Annotated in this window: 16 protein-coding genes; 12 read left to right on the plus strand and 4 right to left on the minus strand. The window is 50.1% G+C overall.

Translation table 11 applies throughout. The annotated features are described in order from the left end of the window. Positions 1-7: 7 nt before the first annotated feature. From ACLTOQ_RS06100 to ACLTOQ_RS06135, 8 genes are all read left to right on the plus strand, one after another. Positions 8-1,402: an exopolysaccharide biosynthesis polyprenyl glycosylphosphotransferase gene (locus tag ACLTOQ_RS06100; RefSeq protein ID WP_412319080.1), complete on the plus strand. Its 1,395-nt coding sequence runs from the start codon at positions 8-10 to the stop codon at positions 1,400-1,402. Then, a complete protein-coding gene (locus tag ACLTOQ_RS06105) occupies positions 1,402-2,382 on the plus strand; it encodes a hypothetical protein (RefSeq protein ID WP_412319081.1) in 981 nt (326 codons plus the stop codon). The genes ACLTOQ_RS06100 and ACLTOQ_RS06105 overlap by 1 nt, the downstream gene beginning before the upstream one ends. A gap of 235 nt (positions 2,383-2,617) precedes the next feature. Continuing rightward, positions 2,618-3,418, plus strand: coding sequence for a glycosyltransferase (locus ACLTOQ_RS06110; protein WP_337672798.1), 801 nt, complete (start codon positions 2,618-2,620; stop codon positions 3,416-3,418). After that, positions 3,419-4,657 (plus strand): EpsG family protein, encoded by a 1,239-nt coding sequence (locus tag ACLTOQ_RS06115; RefSeq protein ID WP_412319082.1) that lies wholly within the window; start codon positions 3,419-3,421, stop codon positions 4,655-4,657. Further along, complete coding sequence (locus ACLTOQ_RS06120) at positions 4,638-5,507, plus strand: glycosyltransferase (RefSeq protein WP_337672801.1); 870 nt, start codon at positions 4,638-4,640, stop codon at positions 5,505-5,507. The genes ACLTOQ_RS06115 and ACLTOQ_RS06120 overlap by 20 nt, the downstream gene beginning before the upstream one ends. Then, positions 5,504-6,865, plus strand: coding sequence for a glycosyltransferase (locus tag ACLTOQ_RS06125; RefSeq protein WP_337425775.1), 1,362 nt, complete (start codon positions 5,504-5,506; stop codon positions 6,863-6,865). Before ACLTOQ_RS06120 ends, ACLTOQ_RS06125 begins: the two co-directional genes overlap by 4 nt. 32 nt (positions 6,866-6,897) lie before the next feature. After that, positions 6,898-8,091 (plus strand): glycosyltransferase family 4 protein, encoded by a 1,194-nt coding sequence (locus ACLTOQ_RS06130; RefSeq protein ID WP_412319083.1) that lies wholly within the window; start codon positions 6,898-6,900, stop codon positions 8,089-8,091. Further along, the gene (locus ACLTOQ_RS06135; RefSeq protein WP_337425773.1) at positions 8,081-9,094 is read left to right on the plus strand and encodes a glycosyltransferase family 2 protein; all 1,014 of its coding nucleotides are present in this window, start codon (positions 8,081-8,083) and stop codon (positions 9,092-9,094) included. Before ACLTOQ_RS06130 ends, ACLTOQ_RS06135 begins: the two co-directional genes overlap by 11 nt. 231 nt (positions 9,095-9,325) lie before the next feature. Here the strand turns inward: ACLTOQ_RS06135 and ACLTOQ_RS06140 are convergent, their stop codons facing one another. Then, positions 9,326-9,805: a hypothetical protein gene (locus ACLTOQ_RS06140; RefSeq protein WP_021914220.1), complete on the minus strand. Its 480-nt coding sequence runs from the start codon at positions 9,803-9,805 to the stop codon at positions 9,326-9,328. A 348-nt stretch (positions 9,806-10,153) separates the two neighbouring features. Between ACLTOQ_RS06140 and cls the strand changes: the two genes are divergently transcribed. The 4 genes from cls (at position 10,154) to ACLTOQ_RS06160 (ending at position 16,177) form a co-directional block, all read left to right on the plus strand. Continuing rightward, positions 10,154-11,632 carry a cardiolipin synthase gene (gene cls, locus ACLTOQ_RS06145; protein ID WP_412319084.1) on the plus strand — a complete coding sequence of 493 codons (1,479 nt, stop codon included), beginning with the start codon at positions 10,154-10,156 and terminating at the stop codon, positions 11,630-11,632. An 87-nt stretch (positions 11,633-11,719) separates the two neighbouring features. Beyond that, positions 11,720-12,955 carry a trigger factor gene (gene tig, locus ACLTOQ_RS06150; RefSeq protein WP_412319085.1) on the plus strand — a complete coding sequence of 412 codons (1,236 nt, stop codon included), beginning with the start codon at positions 11,720-11,722 and terminating at the stop codon, positions 12,953-12,955. Between the two features lie 43 nt (positions 12,956-12,998). After that, positions 12,999-14,393, plus strand: a complete 1,395-nt coding sequence (asnS, locus tag ACLTOQ_RS06155) for an asparagine--tRNA ligase (RefSeq protein WP_262585156.1) — start codon at positions 12,999-13,001, stop codon at positions 14,391-14,393. Between the two features lie 449 nt (positions 14,394-14,842). Next, positions 14,843-16,177: an NlpC/P60 family protein gene (locus ACLTOQ_RS06160; RefSeq protein ID WP_412319086.1), complete on the plus strand. Its 1,335-nt coding sequence runs from the start codon at positions 14,843-14,845 to the stop codon at positions 16,175-16,177. Positions 16,178-16,285: 108 nt separating this feature from the next. Here the strand turns inward: ACLTOQ_RS06160 and ACLTOQ_RS06165 are convergent, their stop codons facing one another. The 3 genes from ACLTOQ_RS06165 to ACLTOQ_RS06175 form a co-directional block, all read right to left on the minus strand. Beyond that, entirely contained in the window at positions 16,286-16,693 is a 408-nt protein-coding gene (locus ACLTOQ_RS06165; protein WP_337425768.1) for a DUF3842 family protein, read from the minus strand. 78 nt (positions 16,694-16,771) lie between these two features. After that, positions 16,772-17,971 carry a ribose-phosphate pyrophosphokinase gene (locus tag ACLTOQ_RS06170; RefSeq protein WP_021914844.1) on the minus strand — a complete coding sequence of 400 codons (1,200 nt, stop codon included), beginning with the start codon at positions 17,969-17,971 and terminating at the stop codon, positions 16,772-16,774. 50 nt (positions 17,972-18,021) lie between these two features. Further along, the gene (locus ACLTOQ_RS06175) at positions 18,022-19,002 is read right to left on the minus strand and encodes an ATP-binding protein (protein ID WP_262585153.1); all 981 of its coding nucleotides are present in this window, start codon (positions 19,000-19,002) and stop codon (positions 18,022-18,024) included. Between the last annotated feature and the right edge of the window lie 11 nt (positions 19,003-19,013).

The raw sequence follows: 19,013 nt of genomic DNA on the forward strand, positions 1-19,013 counted from the left end.
ACGGAAGATGAAGAAAAACGATTCTGTCAAGCGGCTGATTATTCTGGCGCTTGGGTTGATTGGGCTGTGCGTGCTGACTGCTTTTTATGCGCACGACTGGTTCGCCTATTATTATCATCATATTGCATGGAAAACACATAACCGTTTTAATGTAAACGGTCATTTGCTGATTGTTGCTCTGTATTTCATATTGCTCTTTTTCTTTTCCAATACTTATGGAGCACTTAAAATCGGCTATCTGAAACCGCTGGATATTTTCCTGTCTCAGCTGTTTTCTCTTCTGTGCGTCAATGTAATCAGCTATGCGCAGCTGTCCCTGATGTACGGCTGGTTTATCATCGGCGGGGGGCATATGGTGTCGATGATGCTGTATCAGCTGGTGTTTGCAGGGCTGTGGGGCTGGCTGTGTAATCTGATTTACCGTCGCGCGTTTCCTCCGCGGGAGCTGCTTTTGGTGCACGGTGAGCGCCCGGTAGAGGATATCCTTGGGAAATTTGCAGGACGGAAGGATAAATATCATGTTGCAAAGTGCATGAACATCAAAGAGGGATACGATGCGGTGATCCGCGAGGTCGGAAAATATGATGCGGTCGTTCTCTGGGATATTCATACGATGGACAGAAACGTTCTGCTCAAATATTGCTACAGCCATTCAATCCGCGTTTATATGATGCCGAAGATTCCGGATGTGCTGGTAAAGGGAAGCGAGCAGCTGCACTTGTTTGATACGCCGATTCTGCTGACGAGGGAATATGCGCTGAACGTAGAACAGAGAATTGCAAAACGGTTTATCGATGTAGTATGTTCGCTGGTCCTGATTGTTGTGACATCGCCGATCATGCTGCTTACGGCGGTGGTGATCAAGCTGTATGATAAAGGTCCTGTGCTGTACAAGCAGGTCCGCTGCACGAAGGATGCGAAAGAATTTTATATCCTGAAATTCCGCAGTATGCGCGTGGATGCAGAAAAGGACGGTGTGGCGCGGCTTGCCGCCAAAAACGATTCCCGGATTACACCGGTCGGCAAATTTATCCGTGCGGTTCGTATCGACGAGCTGCCGCAGCTGTTCAACATTTTAAAGGGCGAGATGTCCTTTATCGGTCCCAGACCGGAGCGGCCGCAGATCATCCGCGAATATATAGAAGAAATGCCGGAGTTCGCATACCGTACCAGAGTGAAGGCCGGGCTTGCGGGATATGCGCAGGTATACGGAAAGTACAATACAACGCCCTATGACAAGCTGAAGCTGGATCTGTTTTATATTGAGAATTATTCCGTATGGCTGGATTTGAAGCTGATGCTTCTGACATTGAAAATCCTGTTTACGCCCGACAGCACGGAGGGCGTGGACGAGAAGCAGGTGACCGCCATGAAAAAACAGGTGCAGGAGGAAGAAAAATAATGCCTCTGAAAAGAGATGAAGCATTTTGGAAAGAGGGCATGGACGAAAAACGCTTTGCCCTCTGTTGTATTCATAAAATATGGATCTGTCTGGCGGCAGCTTTGGCTGGCGCTGTTTTTGCTGCGGGGATTTATCTTGGTGTGCGGCAGCTGACGATGGGGCCGAAGCAGTATCGGTCGGAGGTTTTATATTCGATCGTCTATGACATCGACGAGGATGACGAGGTTTTAAAAGAATTTATCAACGAATATAACGCCTATACCTGGGGGGATATGATGCGCTCCGACCGTGTGATGGATACGGTGCTTTTGCAGCTGCCGGACGTGGAACGGTCCGTGATTGAGGCTTCAATCAGCACGGAAATCGTGTCCGACCCGGAATTTCTGACAGCGTACTTTACGACTGGGGACGCAGCGCTTTCCGACCGGATTGCGGCGGCTTATAACCGCGCGATGACGGCATTTGGACAGACGATGCAGGGACGCGGTCTGACGGCAATTGAAGTATGGAAAACCGTTTCTGCACAGGCGGTGCTTCCGGAAAATAAAGTGAAAAATGCGGCGGCACTCGGTCTGGTGCTCGGACTGCTTGTAGGAATCCTGGGCGTGGCAGTCTGGTATGTTCTGGACGATTCCGTTTTGCTCAGCTCAGACGTGGAAAAACGCTGCGCAATCCCGGTTCTGGGCTACCGCACGGCAAAGCCTGATGAACAGTTCGGTGCGCTTCTGGATGCGCAGCTGAGAGCCAAAGCGTCTCAGACCGCTTTTCAGGAAATTTCGCTGGACACGGTGATTTCCGGGACGATGGGGCTTGGAGAAGAAGGAAAAATTCCGCTTATCCTTTTGGTTCGCTGGAACACACCCTGTATTAAAAAACTCGGACTTGCCCTTGATTTGCTTGCTCAGCGGGAGATCGCGGTTGTGGGCGTGATCCTCACGGACGCGGACGCACGGTTTTTGCACGCGTACTACAGAGTGTAGGCTGCCAGTTCACTCGTGGCAGCCTGTAGGCAGATTCCATGCTCGCATGAGAATTTGCCTACAGACTGCTACGAAGGGAGCGCCCATTTTATGAGCAAAAAGGAGCTGCGAAGCAGCGGAAAGCATCGAAGATGCGATTCATGACAATAGAATGTCCGCGGAGCGTGCATTCTATTGTATTGCGAATGGCGCGGGTGAACTGGCGCACGATTACAAGAAACAAAGGAGACGGCTCATGAAACTGCAGATTCTGGTTTCCTCCCTGAATCAGGAGGTCAAGTCGCTGGCAGAGAAAATGAATCTGCAGGCGGATGCAATTCTCATCAATCAGTGTAACGAAAACCGTTACGAGGAATGGACGCAGGACGGTCATCGGATCCGCTGCTATCATCTGGCGGAGCGGGGTGTCGGGCTGTCGCGCAACAACGCGCTTCTGCGTGCGGACGCCGACCTGTGCCTCTTTTCTGATGAAGATATCGTTTATGACGACGGTGCAGCTGAGCGGATTATCGAAGGGTTTGAGCAGCATCCGGAGGCGGACATGCTGTTATTCAATGTGCGCGTGCAGGAGAGCCGCTTTACCTACTGGAATTCGTTTTATAAGCGGGTGAGGTGGTATAACTGCGGTCGTTATCCGGCATACAGCTTTGCGCTGCGCACGGCGAAGATGCACGAAAAGAATCTGACCTATTCGTTGTTGTTCGGAGGCGGCGCGAAATATGCAAATGGAGAGGACAGCTTGTTTATCCACGACTGCCTGAAAGCCGGGCTGAAAGTCTACAGTATTCCGGTCGAAATCGGAGAAGAACAGCCCAGACCGTCAACATGGTTTTTCGGCTTTGACCGCAAATTTTTTCACGACAGGGGCGTTTTGTATCATGTGCTGTACGGAAAGCTGGCGGCGGTGATGGGATTTCGGTTTCTGCTGAAAAATAAATCCAATATGAATTCTGAGAGCTGCCCGGAGGGGCTGACCTTTGATGAGGCGAAAAAAGCGCTTCTGTCCGGAATCCGCGACGCAAAGGGAGGGCTGTAAATGGTATTTTATTTTCTGATTACAGCGGTTACGATTGCGCTCGCGGGGCTGATGGACGCGGTCTGGACGCGCTCGGGGCAGGAGGCAGGCGGTGTAGTGCGGTGCGCTGGACAAGCCGCCGAGAGTGCGGCATCCGGGAATGGCAGGCGCGCCCGCGGCATCCCATCATCCGGCGGCGGCTTGTTTCCGGCGGGCGTTTCCCGACGCCGCGCCTTCGACATCGTGTGTCTCGCTGCTATTTTCCTGATTCTGGCGGGCGTGAGTGCGCTGCGTCTGGAGGTCGGTAACGATTACGGCAAATATGTCGAGAATTTCCACGAAATCTGGGCGGGAACCGATCAGGCGTATGTGGTGACGGAAGCCGGATTCAATTTCGTGGTATGGTTGATTTATACACTTTCCGGGTATGAAAATTATCTGCTGGTATTCGCGGTGTTCGGCGCGGTTACGGCTTTTTTGTTTTTAAAGGCGTTGTATGAGCAGAGTGACTGCTTCTGGCAGAGCTTCGCGATGTTCATGCTGCTGGGCGTATATTTTCGGACATTTACGACGGTGCGTTATTATCTGGCACTTGCGGCAGCACTGTATGGAATCCGGTTTGTACTGCGCAGGCAGTATGGCTGTTTCGTGATCTGGATTGGCATTGCGGCGCTGTTTCATAAATCTGTTCTGATGGTGCTTCCGCTGTATTTGTTGGCTGTGCTTCCGTGGAAAAAATGGATCGCGCCGGCGCTGACTGTGATCGGAGGGATCGGTTTTGTTTTCCAGCGTCCGCTTTTAAATCTGGCGCTGACGTGGTATCCTACATACAGGGACACCGTATATCTGTCACAGGATATCGGTCTGAAAGCGAATGCGTCCGGAATCCTCCGGTGCGTGCTCGTTTTTATGCTGGCGGCAGTGGTTGGCAGGTGTGGAATGGAAAAGGAGCAGAACCGTTTCTGCCTGAAATTAAATTTTTTCGGACTGCTGTTTTATACCTGCGGTTCGTTTTTGCCACTGGTATCGAGAATGTCCTATTATATGATTACGCCGCAGCTGCTGCTCGTTCCGGGACTGCTTGGCTGCGTGGAGAACCGGAAGCGGAAAAATATTTTAACAGTACTTGTGGGGATCGTATGCCTGGGGTATTTTTTGTGGTTTTTAAAAACGGCATCCGGAAGCGGGATGCGCGTGCTTCCCTATAAGACCTGGATTTTTACGGATAAGGAGTGGATCAATGGCGCAGATTTCTTTTAGCATTGTGGTAGTATGCTTAAACCCCGGTGAAAAGCTGTTGAAGACGGTGCAGAGCGTATTGAACCAGAAATACGGAAATTATGAAATTGTGGTAAAGGACGGCGGTTCGACGGACGGCTCCCTGGAACAACTTCCGGCGGACAGCAGAATCCGGGTTTATACAAGACCGGACAGTGGGATTTATGACGCGATGAATCAGGCGATGTCCTATGTGACCGGTCAGTTTGTCCAGTTTTTAAATTGCGGAGATCTTTTACACGACGATATGGTGCTGGAACGGCTTGCAGCTGTGATTGAGCGCAAGCGCGGCAGGGGAGCCGACGGGGAAGGCCTGGGACATAAGGAAAAAGAGCGGATTTTTTATGGAAATCAATATCATGAGGCGTGGGGCAGCGTGATCTATTCTGCACCGGAGGTCAATGATTTTACCTGTTACAGAAATGTGCCCTGTCATCAGGTTTGCTTTTACGACGTCCGTCTGTTTGCAGAGCGTGGTTATGACGTAAAATACCGTGTCCGCGCGGATTATGAGCATTTCCTGTACTGTATTTACGATCGGAAAGCGGAAGCGGTTTATGTGGAGATGATTGTTGCGGATTACGAGGGCGGGGGCTTTTCCGAGACAAGGGAGAACCGTCGGATTTCCGAAAAAGAGCATGCCGAAATCACGAAACGCTATCTCGGACGCGACAAGGCGCTGCGTTATAAGCTGCTGATGCTTCTGACACTGGCACCGCTTCGGACAAAGCTTGCAGAGGACGAAAAATATTCCGAGTGGTACAACGGGATCAAGGCGAAAATTTACGGAAGGTGCGGCCATAAGGACGAACCGGGGGAGAATCGGAAATGAGAGTATTATGGGTATGCAATATCATGCTCCCGGTAATCGCGCAGGCGCTTTCGCAGGAGTATAGCGTGCGGGAGGGCTGGCTGTCCGGGATACTGGGGCGGTATCTGGAGACGGAGAACGGCGCAGAGCTGAGCACAGCGGACGTGACAGACAGCGCTGCATCGCCCGGCGGACGGCAGCAGGGAGCCGAAACTGCGGCTGCACTGACGCTCGGCATCGCATTTCCGGTTGCACCGGGCAGGGAGGAGCTATCGCAGCGTCTGCAGCTTGGCAGCTATAAAAAAGAAGTCGCCTGCTATGGCTTTGCAGAGGCTTTGGAGCACCCGGAGCGCTATGACAGCGCGATGGAAGCGCGTTTTTTGCAGATTTTAGAGGACTTTCAGCCGGATCTGGTGCATATCTTCGGGACGGAGTTCCCGCATGGCTATGCCTGTGCGAAAGTATTTCACAGACCGGAGCGGACGCTTGTGGGCTTGCAGGGGCTTTGTATTTCCTGTGCGGACAACTACATGGCAGATCTCCCGGAAAATGTACAGAACAGCAGGACACTGCGAGATATTTTAAAAAAGGACAGCATCCGGCAGCAGCAGGAAAAGTTTTATCAGCGCGCGGAAAACGAGAAAAAACTCCTGTTGTCAGTCGGACATGTAACGGGACGGACGACATTCGATAAAACGATCAGTTTGGAGATAAATCCATCCCTTGTTTATCATACCATGAACGAGACAATGCGCCCACAGTTCTACAGCGGATGCTGGGAAATTGAAAACACTGTGCCCGGAGAAATCTTTATCAGTCAGGGAGATTACCCGTTAAAGGGCTTCCATTATTTGTTGCAGGCGATGCAGGAAATCCTGCAAAACTGTCCCGAGGCGCATATCAAGGTGGCGGGCATCAGCGTGCTCGGTGTAAACGGAATAAAGAGCAGAATCAAGATTCCGGCATATGGAAAATATCTGCGCAGGCTGATTTTGAAGAATCGCCTCGAAGGAAAAGTGCGTGTGCTGGGAAATCTTTCCGCGGAGGAGATGAAGCGGGAATATTTGTCCGCGCAGATATTTGTGTGTCCGTCTGCGGTGGAAAATTCCCCGAATTCCGTGGCAGAAGGGCAGCTTCTTGGCGTGCCCGTGGCGGCGAGCAGAACCGGAGGAATCCCGGATGTTGTAAAAGACGGCGTAAGTGGTCTGTTGTTTGAAAAAGGAAACATACACGAGCTTGCCGCGTGCGTCAGCCGGATTCTGACAGATAAACAGCTGGCAAAGGAGTTGTCGGCTTCGGAACGGGAGACTGCGGCGAAGCTTTACAACGGTGAAAATAATTATCAAAAACTGATAGAAATTTATCAAAATATCGAATGAACGAAGCTGCTGACCGGAGCAGGAAAGCGGGAATGGAGGAAAACGTGAAGGCTGTTTTTATTTCCAATTATATCAATCATCATCAGATTCCGTTTTCCAACGCATTGTATGAACAACTGGGGGACGATTACCATTTCATCCAGACCGAGCCGATGGAAGAAGAACGGATTGCGATGGGCTGGGGACTGGATGCAGCGACTCTGCCATATGTTGTTTGGGCGGATCAGGAGGAAGAACGCTGCCGGAAGCTGATCGAGGAAGCGGATCTGGTGTTTGCAGGCTGGACGAAGCGGCTGGATCTGGTTTTACCGCGGCTTTCCTCGGGGAAACTGACGTTTCGGGTGAGCGAGCGGATTTACCGCGAGGGGCAGTGGAAAGCGATCTCTCCGAAGGGTTTGCTTGCAAAATATAAAGAACATATCCGATTTCGGAAACAGCCGGTGTGGCTTTTATGCTGCGGCGCATATGTGGCGTCGGATTTTTCACTGATCGGGGCTTATCCCGGGAAAAAGCTGAAATTCGGCTATTTTCCGGAGACGCTGCGCTGTCCGCAGGAGGAATTGTTTGCCAAAAAGAATACGGATAAACTGCAAATCGTCTGGGCGGGACGTATGATTTCGTTAAAGCATCCGGAGTTTGCAGTGAAGTTGGCTGGAAAATTACAGGAACAGGGGTATTCGTTTGAGCTGCACTTTGCGGGAGGCGGTCCGATGGAAGAGGCGCTGAAGCAGGAAGCAGCAGCACTCGGAGTGGCAGAGAAAATCGTTTTTCATGGATTTTTAAAGCCGCAGGAGGTTCGAAACCTGATGAAACGCTGTCAGCTGCATGTGTTTACGAGCAACTATCTGGAAGGCTGGGGCGCAGTAGTCAGTGAGGCGATGAACAGCGGCTGTTGTGTGGTGGCAAACCGTCAGATCGGCGCGGTCCCGTTTTTGATTGAGGACGGCGTAAACGGCAAAAGCTACCCGGACGGCTCTTATGAAGCCTTTGAGCGGACGGTATTGGAGCTGTGCGCACAGCCGGAGCAGATCACAGAGCTCGGAAAAGAGGCATACCGGACGATTACAGAAAAATGGAATGCAGAATGTGCGGCGCAGCGCTGCCTGGAATTTTATGAAGGCTGGAAAGCCGGAAAGCTGCCGGAGTGGGAGGATGGACCGCTCTCTGCCGCGCCGAAGCTTTCCGCACGCTGGAGCTATAATGAGGGAACATTGGATGGAGAATAAAACAGAACAAAACTGCCTGATCAGCGTGATCGTGCCGGTCTACAATATCCTGGACTGTCTGGAGCGATGCGTCAACAGCATCTGCGCCCAGACCTGGAAAAATCTTGAGATCCTGCTGGTGGATGACGGTTCGACGGACGGAACCGGAAAGCTGTGCGACCTGCTTGCCGAAAAAGATGACAGAATCCGGGTTTTCCATAAGCCGAACGGCGGTTCTTCCAGCGCGCGAAACCTTGGAATCAGTATGGCAAAGGGAAAATGGATCGGGTTTGTGGACAGCGACGACTGGATCGAGCCGCAGATGTATGAAAGGCTGTATGAAGCTGCGACCGCTGCAGGCACTTCAATTGCGCAGGCTTCGCGGGATGAGATTGACGAGGATTACCACAAAAGACCGGACGTCTGTACGCCGCCGGAACAGGAAGTTACCTGCACGGCAGAAGATTTTCTGAAAACGCTGCTGCTGCATCAGGGCGATTGCTCGTTCTGTACGAAGCTGATCAAAAAGAGCCTGTTTGAAGGTCACCGCTTCCCGGAGGGAAAGTTAAATGAGGATTTCCGCCTGCTGGTTGAGCTTTTATGTGAGGGCGAAAGGGTGCGGATCTTGCCGGAGCAGCTGTATCACGTTTTTTACCGGATCGGGAGCAATACGCGCCGGAAAGATAAAAACGATTTTTCGAGAGTGTTTGAGGATATCGTAGAAAATGCGGATTATATGGAGCAGCTGACCCGGGAGCGCTACCCGGAGCTTCGGGAATATGCGGTGCGCTTCGCACTCGTTCAGCGCCTGGATTATCTGCTGCACATCCCGGTGGGACGGATGGTGGATACGGATGTGTTTTACAAATCGGTAAAGCAGTATCTGCGCGGGCATTTTTCGGATACGCGGAAAAATCCGCTGCTGGATAAAAAGAGCAGAACCTATCTGACGCTTCTGACAATTGCGCCCAAAACCGTGCGCCGCGTGCACGGCTGGACGATGAAGCTGCGGGGAGTGGGGTGAAAAAACGCCGTAACATCAATCTCTATTGAGAGGATGCTACGGCGTTTTGCGTTCGGAATTTATATTACAGTTCACTCGCGCCATTCGCAAAAGCGCGTCTTCGACGCTCTCCGCTGCTTCGCAGCTCATTTTTGCTCATAAAGTGGCGCTCCCTCCGTACCTTTTTGTAAGCAGATTTTCATGCGAGCATGAAATCTGCTTACAAAAAGGTACGAGTGAACTGTAACGAATTTATTTTACAGGCTTTGCGCCTGCTTTTTCCTGCAGTTTTTCGATGTTTCTCTTGAACCAGTTCTTCTTTTTCTGATTCTCGGGCTGTACCAGCGTTCCGCGGACTGCCTTAACACTTGTTAAGTAGATGCCGCTGACGGTTGCCTTGACTTCTTTTTTCACAGGAACCAGGTCGAAAATCTTCTGGTCACAGACTAAGGTAACGATCTGCGGACCGACTTTTGCCTTGACAATCGGAAGCTTGGAACGGCGCATCATCTTCGGCGTATTGTCGATGACTGACTGCGGAAGTCCGGCTTCTTTGAGCTTCATGATTTTCTTGTCAATTACAAGCATGGTCACATTCTGCTTATAGGCTTCAATCTGCTGCTGCTGTTCTTCCTGTTTTTTCTGCATCTTTCTTCCAAGAAAATAAAGAACAACGACTGCGACGATCAGAATGGCAAGGATGACCAGCAATACCACTGCCCAGGTTTTCATAGTGGTGAATCCTCCTCTTTCTTTGTACTGCACAGCGGCGCTGTCTGTACGGTGTGTCCGCTTAGCATTCTTATAGAACATTCTAGCAGAATTTACGGTATTGTACAAGGAGTTTTGTTGAAGTTAATAGCCACCTGGGGTATAATGTATCCAGCACGAAAGAAAAACAAGCGACGCCGAAGACGCGGTTTTGCGAATGGCGCGGGTGAACAGTAACGTTTTTCTCGTGCGGATAGCGAGCGGACGGCCTGCGAAGCAGGCAAGGAAGCGCGGAGCGCGAGTCCGCGAGCATTGGTGAATGAGGACAGCGCCGCCTTCGGCGCTGCTGACAGGAAGGAACAGGCAGTAATGACGACGTGGGTGCAGTTTTGGCAAACATTTCAGGAAGTATTCCGCTACACATGGGCACATATGGTATGGATCAATCTGGTTCTTGCGATTATTATTATTTTCTTCCAGAGAAAGGAAGCAAAGTCAGCGTGGGCGTGGCTGCTGGCGTTGAATGTGCTGCCGGGTCTGGGATTTTTAATGTATCTTCTCGCCGGGACGGACATGCACAAACGGAAGATGTTCAAGATCAAAGGAATCGAGGAGCAGATAAACGATGCGGTGCGCCGCCAGGAATACAGCGTCAAAAGCCGCGAGCTGGAGCAGGAAAACCCGGATTTGAAGGATTTTTCGGATCTGGTCTTTTTTAACCTGGAAAGTGCCGGATGCATGATTTCCGGAGACAATGCGGTAGAGATTTTCACCGACGGCAACGACAAATTCGATGCTCTGATCGAGGATATTAAAAATGCGGGATCATATATTTTTTTACAATATTACATCATAAAAGATGACGTGCTCTTCCAGAGAATTCGGGAGGCACTGCTGGAAAAAGCGGCACAGGGTGTAGAAATTCGGATCTTGTATGATGCGATGGGTTGTCGGAGCGTTGGAAAGCACTTTTGGAAAGAAATGGAAAAGCAGGGCATCCATGTTGCGGTCTTTTTCCCGGCTCTGTTTGGCAGACTGCATCTGCGTGTAAACTACAGAAATCACAGAAAAATTGCAGTTATCGACGGAAAAGTGGCTTATGTCGGCGGCTTTAATATTGGCAAAGAGTATATCGGACTGGATCCGAAGTTCGGGCACTGGCGGGATACCCATCTGAGAATCTGCGGCAGCGCAGTCGGTGGACTTTTGCTGCGCTATATTCAGGACTGGGACTATGCAGCGAGGGAGAATCTGTTTGAAAATCCGAAGTATTTCATCCTGCCGGAAGAAAAAGCCGGCAATGTCAAAATGCAAATCATTTCCAGCGGACCGGACTCCGAACTCCAGAGTATCCGGGACAATTACCTGCGGCTGATCCACAAGGCAAAAAAGAGCATTTACATCCAGACGCCATATTTTATACCGGATGAATCGATCCAGACGGCACTTCTGATGGCAACGATGTCCGGCGTGGAGGTCAATCTGATGTTTCCGTGCAAGCCGGACCATCCATTTGTGTATTGGGCGACACTTTCCTATGTCGGCGAGCTGATCATGGCAGGGGCGAACTGCTACACCTATGATAATGGTTTTTTACATGCAAAAGGATTGTCCATTGACGGAAAGGCGTGCTGCTACGGAACAGCGAACATGGATATTCGGAGCTTCGCACTCAACTTTGAGGTTAATGCCATGATTTTTGACCAGAATATCGCAGGGGAAATGGAACGGATTTTCCGGGAAGACTTAAAGTGCTGTACGCGGATCACAAAGGAAATGTACAAGAGCAGATCTGTCTGGATCCGGTTTAAGGAGCAAATCAGCAGACTGCTGTCTCCGGTCTTGTAACAGCCCGCCAAGTGTGATAATATATAGGATATTGCAATTCTATTTACTATGGATTTTATGTCCGTAAGATGATGAGGAGATCAATTTATGAAAAAATTTATGACAGCCGTTACGGCAGTGTCTCTGTCTGCCATGATGCTGGCAGGCTGCGGCAAGGCAGATGTACAGCAGGAGAGTACTGTGCAGGAAAGCACTGCAGCTGAGACAGAAGCAGCAACAGAAACCGAAAGTGAAACCAAGGTATACCCGGATGAAGCATATCTGGATGGTATCAACCTTGGCGACTTTGTAGAGCTGGGTGATTACAAGGGCGTCGATGTTACGGTTACCAAGGCAGAAGTAACTGACGAGATGGTGGATCAGTACATTCAGAGTGTTTTGGACAGCAACAAGAATAAAGAAGAAGTAGACCGTGCTGTAAAGGATGGCGATGTTGTTGATATCAAATATGTCGGCAAAAAGGACGGTGTAGAGTTTGACGGCGGTTCTTCCGACAGCTACGAGCTGACCATCGGCTCCAATACCTTTATCGACGGCTTTGAAGACGGCGTGATCGGCATGAAGAAGGATGAGACAAAGGATTTAAACCTTACCTTCCCGGAGGATTACAGCAATACAGACCTTGCCGGTGCAGACGTTGTATTCACGGTAACGGTAAATCATGTTTATGAAGAAACTGACGCGGTTCTGGACGATGCTTTCGTAGCAGCCCGCAATATTGACGGCGTAAGCACAGTAGCAGAATATCGTCAGTACGTTTATGATAACCTGATGAGCTCTGCCAAGAGCCAGCAGGAAACAGAGCTGGAAAGAAATGTTCTGGAGGCGGTAACGGCAAATGCAACCTTCAAGGAAACTCCCGAAGAGATGGTAAGCCGCTATTATGACCGTCTGGTTAAGAACCTGACCGCTACTGCAAGCATGTATGGAATCGATCTGGAGACCTTTATGTCATACAGCTACGGTCTGGCTGCGGATGAATATGAAGACGAGCTTCAGAAATCTGCACAAAGCGCAGCAGAGCAGATTATGGTTATGCAGGCGATCGCAGAAAAAGAAGGTCTGACCTTAACCGATGAAGAGCTGCAGGCAGATCTGGAAAGCAGCGCATCCGAATATGGTTATGATTCCGTAGACGCTTATCAGGAAGCGATTGGCGACCTGCGCGGCTACAAAGAATATCTGATGTCTGAAAAGGTAACCAAGTATCTGATTGAGAATGCGAACGTAACCGAAACAGAGGCGTCCACAGAGGAAGCGACCGAAGAGACAACAGAAACTGAAACCGAGACAACAACAGAGACAGCGACCGAAGCAGAATAAGCCAGGGCACAGCTGACGCACGAGGCGAGTGAGGAGAGAGAGCATGGAACTGACAAGTGTAAGACAGTTATTCAGAGAAAAAGAACAGTTTGCCGGCCAGAAGGTGACAGTAGGCGGCTGGGTAAGAAGCAACCGGGATTCTAAAAATTTTGGATTCCTGGTTGTAAATGACGGTACCTTTTTTGAACCGCTGCAGGTTGTATACGCAGCAGACAAGCTGGATAATTATGCCGATATTGCCAAAATCGGCGTCGGAGCAGCTGTCATTGTAACAGGTACGATTTTAGAGACGCCCGGTGCAAAACAGCCCTTTGAGATGCAGGCAGACGAGGTTGTAGTGGAAGGTGCATGCGGACCGGATTACCCGCTGCAGAAGAAGCGTCACAGCTTTGAATATCTGCGTACCATTGCACATCTGCGTCCCAGAACCAATACGTTCCAGGCAGTGTTCAGAGTTCGTTCCCTGATCGCTTATGCGATTCATCAGTTCTTCCAGGAGAGAGATTTCGTCTATGTGCACACTCCTCTGATTACCGGAAGCGACTGCGAGGGCGCAGGCGAAATGTTCCAGGTTACAACCCTGGATTTGAACAACGTTCCGAAAAACGAAGACGGTACTGTGGATTATTCCCAGGACTTCTTCTGCAAACCTACCAACCTGACCGTAAGCGGACAGTTAAACGGCGAAACCTATGCGATGGCGTTTAAGAACATTTATACGTTCGGACCGACCTTCCGCGCAGAAAACTCCAATACCACCCGCCATGCGGCTGAGTTCTGGATGATCGAGCCGGAAATCGCATTTGCGGACTTAAAGGACGACATGGTACTGGCAGAATCCATGCTCAAATACATTATCCGTTATGTGCTGGAGCATGCTCCGGAAGAGATGAATTTCTTCAACAGCTTTGTGGATAAGGGACTTCTGGAAAGACTGAACCATGTATTGAACTCCGATTTCGGACATGTGACCTATACCGAGGCGATCAAGATTTTGGAAGAGCACAACGACGAATTCGATTATAAAGTATACTGGGGCTGCGACCTGCAGACCGAACACGAGCGTTATCTGACGGAGAAGGTGTTCAAGCGTCCGGTATTTGTAACAGACTATCCGAAGGAAATCAAGGCATTCTATATGAAGTTAAATGAGGATGGCAAGACCGTTGCCGCTATGGACTGTCTGGTTCCCGGCATCGGCGAGATCATCGGCGGCAGCCAGAGAGAGGATAGCCTCGAGCTTCTGGAACAGCGCATGGACGAGCTTGGGCTGAACAAAGAGGATTACGGCTTCTATCTGGATCTGAGAAAATACGGCTCCGCAAGCCATGCGGGCTTTGGTCTTGGATTTGAGCGCTGTGTTATGTATCTGACCGGTATGGGCAACATTCGCGACGTCATTCCTTTCCCGAGAACGGTAAAGAACTGCGAATTATAATTCCAGTGAACTGGAATAAAATGTTACAGTTCACCCGCGCCATTCGCAAAAGCGCATCCTCGATGCTTTCCGCTGCTTCGCAGCTCATTTTTGCTCATAAAATGGCGCTCTCTTCGTGGTTTCTTGTACACAGATTCTCATGCGAGCATGGAATCCGCCTACAAGAAACCACAAGTGAACTGGAATAAAAATATTGTCGAGCGGGATGAACTTTTGGGTTTATCCTGCTCTTTTTTTGTTGTATACTGTATAAAGTGAAAACTAGTACATCGTTTTCGAAATAACTATACCACTCACTTGCCTGTGAATCCGATTGCACAGGTATAAAAGCCTCAGCGTAGCCCGCTACGCCTGCGTTTTTATACCTGCACACTCGAATCCACATCCTACGCGATTGGTATAGTTATTTACGAAACGCTGTACCAGAATACAGAAAAAGGAAGATACGGATGGGAAATCATCACTGGAAAAAAATAGCAGCAGTTATGCTTGCGGCAGCGATCGGAATACAGCCTGTCTATGTGCAGGCAAAGACACGGGAAGAAATTCAGCAGGAACGGGAACAGAAAAAGAGCGAGCAGCAGGGCACGCAGAGTCAGTATAAGCAGAGCCAGAGCAAGGTCAGCAGTCTGGAAGGGCAGCAGGACGCTTTGGAGGAAGAAATACAGGAGCTGGATTCCCAGCTGGTAGAGGTCATCGCCAGCGTAAGTCTGATGCAGGATCAGATCAGCGATACCGAAAAGCAGATCGTAAAGGCGCAGGAGGACTATGATGCGGCGAAGGCGCAGGAGGATGCACAGTATCTTGCAATGAAGAAGCGTCTCCGTTACCTGTATGAAAAGGGCGATACCAGCTATATCGAGATCCTGAGCAACGCCTCCAACTGGAGCGGCATGCTCAATCAGGCGAATTATGTGGAGAAGCTGTATGAGTACGATAAACAGATGCTCAACCGCTACATCCTGATTAAAGAAGAGGTTGCACAGAAAAAGAACGATTTGGAAGATAAAAAGAGCGACCTGGAAACGCAGAAATATGAGCTGGAAGAGGAACAGGCTTCCATGCAGCAGATGATCGATGAGAAAAAGACCCAGTCGAACGATTTCGACGCGCAGATTGCGAAAGCGAAGCAGGAAGCTGCGGCATATAAAGCGTTAATCAAACAGCAGAATTCCGAGCTGGCAAAGCTGGACGAGGAAGAAAACGCAATCATCAAGGCCGAGGAAGAGCGCCGGAAAGCCGAGGAGGCTGCGAAAAAAGCGGCGGAAGAAAAAGCAAAGGCGGAAGCCGAGGCGAAAGAAAAAGCTGCAAAGAGCAGCGATTCCGGCGCTTCTGACAGTAGCTCCAATCGCTCAAGCAGCTCCGACAGCTCCTCTTCCTCAGGCAGCAGCTCCGGCAGTTCTTCGGGCGGCTTAAAGACCGTTCCTCCTGCGAGCGGATCGAGTGGAAGCGACATTGCGGCGTATGCCTGCCAGTTCGTCGGAAACCCGTATGTAGCGGGCGGAACGAGCCTGACAAACGGTGCGGACTGCTCCGGATTTATCTGGGCAGTGTACAGGCAGTATGGATACGGCCTGCCGAGAAACTCTGCTGCTATGAGAAGTGCAGGACGCGAGGTTTCCTATGAAGCTGCTCAGGCAGGCGACATCGTCTGCTATGCAGGCCATGTGGCGCTGTATCTGGGCGGCGGACGAATCGTGCATGCCAGCACAGCGAGAACAGGAATTAAGTATGGATATGCGAATTATAAGCCGATTCTGACAATTCGGAGAATTGTGGGATAAAAGAAAAAATGTTACAGTTCACTCGCACCATTCGCAAAAACCACGAGTGAACTGTAACTTTTATTCATGACAATAGAATGCTCGCAGAGCGTGCATTCTATTGTTGCTTTAAAGACTCTTTTTCAGAAACTTGATCGTTTCGTCGATCAGCTGGGATACGGACAGATCGGCGGTTCCGATGATGTGGTTGTTGCAGCGGTTGACCGGAAGCAAAAGCTTCTGGGCATGGCTCTGTCCGACGGCGACTGCCATGGCGGGCGTCACTTCCCCAAGCAGGGAGTCTGCGGACAAAATGCCGAGGGGACCGATGATAAAATCCGCATCCCGGCAGGCAACAAGCACGGGATTTTCTCCGGTTGCACCGAAGTCAGCCCCGGCTTTGAGCATGGCAGCGGTTGCGGTTGCGTTGGTGCCAATGGCATACAGTTCACAGTTGGGCAGCTGCTCTTTACGGAGGCGGGCAGTCACAAGACTGCCGATTCTGCCGCCCTGACCGTCAATTACTACGATTTTCATAAATCCTCCATTTAGAGACATTTTGCACAGAAAAAATAGGAGCTGAACAATATTGTTCAGCTCAATTTTTTATCTGACTCAGTCGTCGTTATCTAAAGCCAGTCCTTTTTTATACTTTGCGACAGCAGCCTGGATCTTATCGTTGGGATCGAGCAGATCGCTGATGGAAGTATCATGGTTCAAGGTATCGATCAGATAAGCAACGTATTTGCTCATATCACAGTTGACGTACCACTCCCGCTTTAACAGCTCTTCAGGCTGATAAATCAGGTTGGTGGTCAGGACACGGTTGATATTGCCGCATGCATAAGCCTTGTCGAATTTCTCCATACCGCTTGTGAACAGACCGAAGGTGGTGCAGATGAAGATCTTACGGGCACCGCGCTGCTTTAATGCGGATGCAACTTCGAGTACGCTTTCGCCGGAGGAAATCATGTCATCGATGATGATCATATCCTTGCCTTCTACGCTGGTACCCAGGAATTCGTGAGCAACGATCGGATTTCGTCCGTTAACAACTCTGGTGTAGTCTCTTCTCTTATAGAACATACCCATATCCAGACCGAGTACGTTTGCAATGTAAATTGCACGTCCCATACCGCCTTCATCCGGGCTGATAACCATCATGTGGTTGGAATCGATCTGCAGGTCGGGCTCGGTGCGCAGCAGGTTTTTGATGAACTGATAAGAAGCCTGAACGGTTTCGAAACCGTTTAACGGGATGGAGTTCTGGACTCTCGGGTCATGGGCATCAAAGGTGATGATGTTATCGACGCCCATCTTTACCAGCTCCTGCAGAGCGAGTGCGCAGTCCAAGGATTCCCGTGCGGTGCGCTTGTGCTGGCGACTTTCATAAAGGAAAGGCATGATAACGGTAATTCTTCTTGCTTTACCGCCGACAGCAGCGATGATACGCTTCAGATCCTGATAATGATCGTCAGGAGACATATGGTTTTCATGACCGCAGAGGGAATAGGTCTGGCTGTAGTTGGTTACGTCAACCAGCAGATACAGATCCGTACCGCGGACAGATTCCAGAATAACGCCCTTGGCTTCGCCGGAACCAAAACGCGGCACCTTGCTTTTTAAAATGTAGGAGTCACGCTGGTAGCCTGCAAAGGCAAGGCTGTCTTTGTGCTCGCTCTCGCGCTGGGTGCGCCATCTTACAAGATACTGGTCAACTCTCTGTGCAAGGGATTCGCAACCCCTTAACGGGATAATCCCCAGGGAGCCAACCGGAATGGTTTCGAGATTTCTGGTTTCTTCACGTTCCATCATGGAAGTTCCTCACTTTCTGAAGGTAAAAGTTAATATTTTGGATATCTGTGTCAGCGGACTGGACCCGAGACAGCGGATACCTTTTTACACATACGAATATCAGGGCCGGTGAGTTTACAGAATTCAAAATTGCTGGCAATTCTGGAAAAAATTCGGTCCTGATAACGGTTTCTGCAATCTTCCAGAGAAAGATTGGTAGAAATGATAACGGATTTCTGCCGGAGCAGACGTTCGTTCAAACAGGTAAAGAAATGGGAGAGCGTCACTGCCGTGGCAGTTTCGGTGCCGAGATCGTCGATAACGAGCAGATCGCAGCTGTAGAGATCCGCACAGAGTGCAGAAAGCTCTTCCCGTGCCCTATAGTCAAACGTGTTCCTGGCGAGTAAGTCGAAAAGGGATGCTGCACTGAAATAAAGCACAGAACAGCCCTGCTCGATACATTCCTTTGCAATGCAATTGGTCAGGAATGTCTTGCCCGTACCTACTGTACCATAAAAGAAAAGGTTTTGGTAGGACGTTTTAAAATTTGTGCAAAAATTTTTACATTTTTCGACAGCCTGGCGATAGGAGGTCAGTTCGTCTCCCTGAAAAAAGGAATAGGAGAGCGTGCCGAAGTTTTCTTTTTCGAGCATTCGTTTCAGGTTGGACTGTTCGTAAAGAAGCGCGATCTCTGCCTGACGGAAGCAGTGGCATTTCTGACCGTTCACATAGCCGGTGTCCTGACAATCAGGACAGTCGTAGATCGGATCGAGAAAATCTGTCGGGTAGCCGTTTTCCAGCAAAAGGGAGGCACGTTTCTGTGCAAGGTCTTTGAGCTGGTCTTTGAGCTGTGCAAGCGCATTTGTATCCCCTGCGAGCATCCTTTTGCCCTGTGCGACAGAGGTGGATGCAACGGCTTCGTCGAGGGCCTGATAGCCGGGGACTGTCTCATAAATGTGATGCAGCCGTTGATCGTGCAGATGGCGGTTGCGGGTCTGATGTTCTTCGTATTGCCGCAGGATGGAATTGTATTGGGAAACAGTCAGTGCCACATCAAACCTCC

Origin of the sequence: Gallintestinimicrobium sp. (assembly GCF_046968865.1) — a bacterium.
In the GTDB taxonomy this organism is placed as follows: Bacteria; Bacillota; Clostridia; order Lachnospirales; family Lachnospiraceae; genus Gallintestinimicrobium; species Gallintestinimicrobium propionicum.

What these genes read in the sequence shown, in the direction of transcription:
- ACLTOQ_RS06140 (WP_021914220.1), bottom strand. Translation starts at nt 9,805, where the DNA reads ATGAAAACCTGGGCAGTGGTATTGCTGGTCATCCTTGCCATTCTGATC.
- ACLTOQ_RS06120 (WP_337672801.1), top strand. Translation starts at nt 4,638, where the DNA reads ATGGCGCAGATTTCTTTTAGCATTGTGGTAGTATGCTTAAACCCCGGT.
- ACLTOQ_RS06125 (WP_337425775.1), top strand. Translation starts at nt 5,504, where the DNA reads ATGAGAGTATTATGGGTATGCAATATCATGCTCCCGGTAATCGCGCAG.
- ACLTOQ_RS06160 (WP_412319086.1), top strand. Translation starts at nt 14,843, where the DNA reads ATGGGAAATCATCACTGGAAAAAAATAGCAGCAGTTATGCTTGCGGCA.
- ACLTOQ_RS06170 (WP_021914844.1), bottom strand. Translation starts at nt 17,971, where the DNA reads ATGATGGAACGTGAAGAAACCAGAAATCTCGAAACCATTCCGGTTGGC.
- cls (WP_412319084.1), top strand. Translation starts at nt 10,154, where the DNA reads ATGACGACGTGGGTGCAGTTTTGGCAAACATTTCAGGAAGTATTCCGC.
- ACLTOQ_RS06115 (WP_412319082.1), top strand. Translation starts at nt 3,419, where the DNA reads ATGGTATTTTATTTTCTGATTACAGCGGTTACGATTGCGCTCGCGGGG.
- asnS (WP_262585156.1), top strand. Translation starts at nt 12,999, where the DNA reads ATGGAACTGACAAGTGTAAGACAGTTATTCAGAGAAAAAGAACAGTTT.
- ACLTOQ_RS06165 (WP_337425768.1), bottom strand. Translation starts at nt 16,693, where the DNA reads ATGAAAATCGTAGTAATTGACGGTCAGGGCGGCAGAATCGGCAGTCTT.
- ACLTOQ_RS06100 (WP_412319080.1), top strand. Translation starts at nt 8, where the DNA reads ATGAAGAAAAACGATTCTGTCAAGCGGCTGATTATTCTGGCGCTTGGG.
- ACLTOQ_RS06105 (WP_412319081.1), top strand. Translation starts at nt 1,402, where the DNA reads ATGCCTCTGAAAAGAGATGAAGCATTTTGGAAAGAGGGCATGGACGAA.
- ACLTOQ_RS06130 (WP_412319083.1), top strand. Translation starts at nt 6,898, where the DNA reads ATGGAGGAAAACGTGAAGGCTGTTTTTATTTCCAATTATATCAATCAT.
- tig (WP_412319085.1), top strand. Translation starts at nt 11,720, where the DNA reads ATGAAAAAATTTATGACAGCCGTTACGGCAGTGTCTCTGTCTGCCATG.
- ACLTOQ_RS06110 (WP_337672798.1), top strand. Translation starts at nt 2,618, where the DNA reads ATGAAACTGCAGATTCTGGTTTCCTCCCTGAATCAGGAGGTCAAGTCG.
- ACLTOQ_RS06135 (WP_337425773.1), top strand. Translation starts at nt 8,081, where the DNA reads ATGGAGAATAAAACAGAACAAAACTGCCTGATCAGCGTGATCGTGCCG.